This is a genomic window from Roseovarius amoyensis (assembly GCF_003260265.1).
Classification (GTDB): domain Bacteria; phylum Pseudomonadota; class Alphaproteobacteria; order Rhodobacterales; family Rhodobacteraceae; genus Roseovarius; species Roseovarius amoyensis.
In genome coordinates, this window is the sequence record NZ_QITQ01000062.1 from 1 (window position 1) to 3,254 (window position 3,254).

The 3,254-nt window shown below is 58.6% G+C and carries 2 protein-coding genes; one reads left to right on the forward strand and one right to left on the reverse strand.

Going from position 1 to position 3,254, the window contains the following annotated elements; translation table 11 throughout:
* Positions 1-508 precede the first annotated feature (508 nt).
* On the forward strand, positions 509-1,849 hold the full coding sequence (locus DL899_RS19025) for a tyrosine-type recombinase/integrase (protein WP_239494775.1): 1,341 nt from the start codon (positions 509-511) through the stop codon (positions 1,847-1,849).
* A gap of 71 nt (positions 1,850-1,920) precedes the next feature.
* Here DL899_RS19025 and DL899_RS19030 read toward each other — a convergent pair whose 3' ends face one another.
* Positions 1,921-3,102, reverse strand: a complete 1,182-nt coding sequence (locus DL899_RS19030) for an MFS transporter (RefSeq protein WP_204355374.1) — start codon at positions 3,100-3,102, stop codon at positions 1,921-1,923.
* Positions 3,103-3,254: the final 152 nt, after the last annotated feature.

The window sequence follows — 3,254 nt, forward strand, 5'->3', positions numbered from 1 at the left end:
GCGACCTTCGCCTTGAACTCGGGCGCATGTTGTTTGCGTTTCGACATCTCTGATCTCCTTCTCGTCGAAGATCAGCAGACTGCAAATCGTAGCTTACGTCACTGTCCGAATTTCGGGGGGTAGCTCACTATGCCGCCCTCTGACTTAGGAATGGCGCACCCATCGGATTCGAACCTACGGTGTTCACCCCGAGAAAAAAGGTGGCGGGACTATCGCGTAAGCAGCGCGTAAGCACTTCTCCCAAAAGGTTTTTGATTTGCAAGCTTCTGACTTATAAAGGGAAATGGCGCACCCGAGAGGATTCGAACCTCTGGCCTCCGCCTTCGGAGCAATTAATCGTGGTCTATCCGAAATGCGCGACGCAGCACGCCACGGCACGATAACATATTAAAATTGCTTGTGTTTAAGTTCGCTCGTCGTCGAAACCCATAGCCGCAACTACTCCGTAGCTTTCGCCCGACTGCTTACGTGGTGCTTACGCGGCTCAGTTGCTCTGATGACGAGGTTGATGATGCCAAAGATCACAAAACGGCTGGTTGAAAGCGTCAAGAGCCAGAAGAAGGACTACGTTGTCTGGGACAGCGACCTGTCTGGCTTCGGGTTGCGTGTTTTCGCTTCTGGGAAGCGCAGCTACGTGATCCAGTATCGCCGTGACGGACGGTCGCGCCGCTATACGATTGGCCTCCACGGTATCTGGACTGCCGAAACAGCCAGACGAGAGGCCAAGGTCCAGCTAGGACGCGTCGCTCAGGGCGAAGATCCGGCCGAAGAGCGCCACGAAGACCGACAGGCCATGACCGTGCAACAGCTCTGTGAGCGCTACGTCGAAGACCTGCACGCCGGCCTCATCCTCGGGAAACGTGGACAGCCCAAGAGACCATCAACGGTCTCCACCGATATCGGGCGGATCAACGGGCATATCATCCCGCTGATCGGGAAGAAGAGGGTGCGTGATCTGACCAAAGTGGATGTTACGAAGATGATGAATGACATTATCCTCGGCAAAACCCGCGCTACGCGAAAGACCAAGAAGCTAAGAGGCAAGACGATCTTGCGGGGTGGCCAGGGTACAGCAACCCGGGCGGTCGGCTTGCTGGGCGGTATCCTCACCTATGCTTCGGAGGCGGGCATCATCGACACGAACGTCGCGCACGGCATCAGGAAGCCAAAGGATCGCGTTCGTGACCGGCGTCTGACACACAGCGAGTATCAGTTGATGGGTAAGATTCTGAACAAGGCGGAGCACGATGAAAACCTCGCCACAATGGTCAGCATCGTCCGCCAGATCGCCCTCACGGGCTGCCGGCGCAGCGAGATTATCGAACTCCGCTGGTCCGATGTCGATCTTCCCAACAGCTGTCTGCGGCTATCAGAGACAAAGGAAGGAGCGTCCACACGACCGATAGGACTGGCGGTTGTCGAGTTCTTGGAAACGCAGAGCTTGAGGAAGAAAGGGCCGTTCGTGTTCCCAGGTGTGCGCGGAAACAACGCATTCGGCAATTTTCCGAAGCAATGGAGCCAGCTGTTCGAGAACACCGAACTCTCCGATATCACCGCGCATGTCTTGCGCCACAGCTTCGCGAGCATAGCGCACGAACTCGGCTTCAGCGAAATCACCATTGCGGCCCTCCTCGGGCACTCGAAGGGATCTGTAACGAGCAAGTATGTGCATACCCTCGACAGCAGCCTCGTCATGGCCGCCGATACCGTCGCGGGCTACATCTCAGGACTTCTGACTGGCAACCAATTCAAACAACCAGCTTACGCTTTTGATCGGTCTGCCAGAAAGCGTTCCCTGGACCAGTTCCTCGACGGGGTGGCAATGGCGCGCGACGAGTTGGGTACATGACGCTTGGGCCGTCTGGGTAAACGCCCGGCCGCCGCGTTGATCGAGGCGGGCATTTTTTGCAACGCCTCGAATTAGGGCTTCCACGACAACAGCAGCGCCAAGGCAGCCGAGATGGCGCCTAAAGCGCATGTGCCGCTCCAGCCCCATGCTGCATAGGCAGCACCACCAATGCCGGCTCCGACCGCGCCACCAGCGAGCATGGTTGCCATGAATATGGTGTTAAGCCGGCCGCGCGCGTTCGGATCGAGTGCATAGACGCGCGACTGGTTGGCAACTTGGGAGGATTGCACAGCGAGATCCATGATCACGATGCCGGCGACCAACCCAATAATGGAACCTTGCCAGAGCCCGAAAATGAGGAAGGCCAGTATCACGAGCCCCGCGCCCATCGACGCAACCATGGCGGGCCCACGCCTGTCTGAGAAACCGCCTGCGATAGGCGCGGCAAGTGCACCGACGACACCGACAAGCGCCAGAAGACCTACAGCTGTTCCTCCGAGTTCATACTGGGGCTCAGCCATCAGAAGCGCGAGGTTCGACCAAAAACTGATGAAAGCCGCAAAGATCAGGAATTGCACCGCGACCACGCGCCGGAGAACGCTATGCTTGCGTACCAACGTCCAAAGAGAGCCAAGCAGGCGCAGATAACCCAAGTTGGTCGTCGGCATCGCACGCGGAAGCCAACGCGCCAGCGCCGCGCCGACAATGCTCATCACCACCGCGGCCAGCCAGAAGACGTAAGGCCATCCCCAAAGGTCCGAGACTATGCCGCTGACCGTGCGGGCAAGCAGAATACCGATCAGGATGCCGCCTGTTACCGTGCCGAGTGTACGACCTTGCTTGTCGGGCGGAGCCAGATGCACGGCGAGCGGCACGATCTGCTGGGCGACCGTGGCGAACAGGCCGACCGCGAAACTAGCAACAGCGAGCCACACGAAGCCGGGCGAGACAGCCGCACCGATCAGCGCCGCCACGAGGGCGGCGATGGTCACGAGGATAAGCGACTTACGCTCGAGGCGGTCCCCGAGTGGTGCGAGGAAGAGCACCCCAAGCGCGTTGCCCGCCTGCGTCAGCACGGGCACGATGGCGGCGGTGCCAGCCGTCAGCCCGAAATCGGCTGTCAGATGGCCGAGGAAAGCCTGATTATAATAGCTGTTGGCGACGGCCGCGCCGGCACCAACTGCCAGAAGGCGGATCAGAGCGGCAGATAGATGTTCGGAAAGGACACGGCCTGTTTGCATAGCATCAGACATGCACTACGGCCTTGTTCGCACAACTTGTCTGACGTCAGCACCTGTGGGACAGATTTGAGGATTTGAACACCGGAGGGGTTCTGGTTCATCGTAGCCTTTAAGGAGCGAAGATGAACAAGAAACCCGGAACATCAAAGGACAGCGCCGACAAG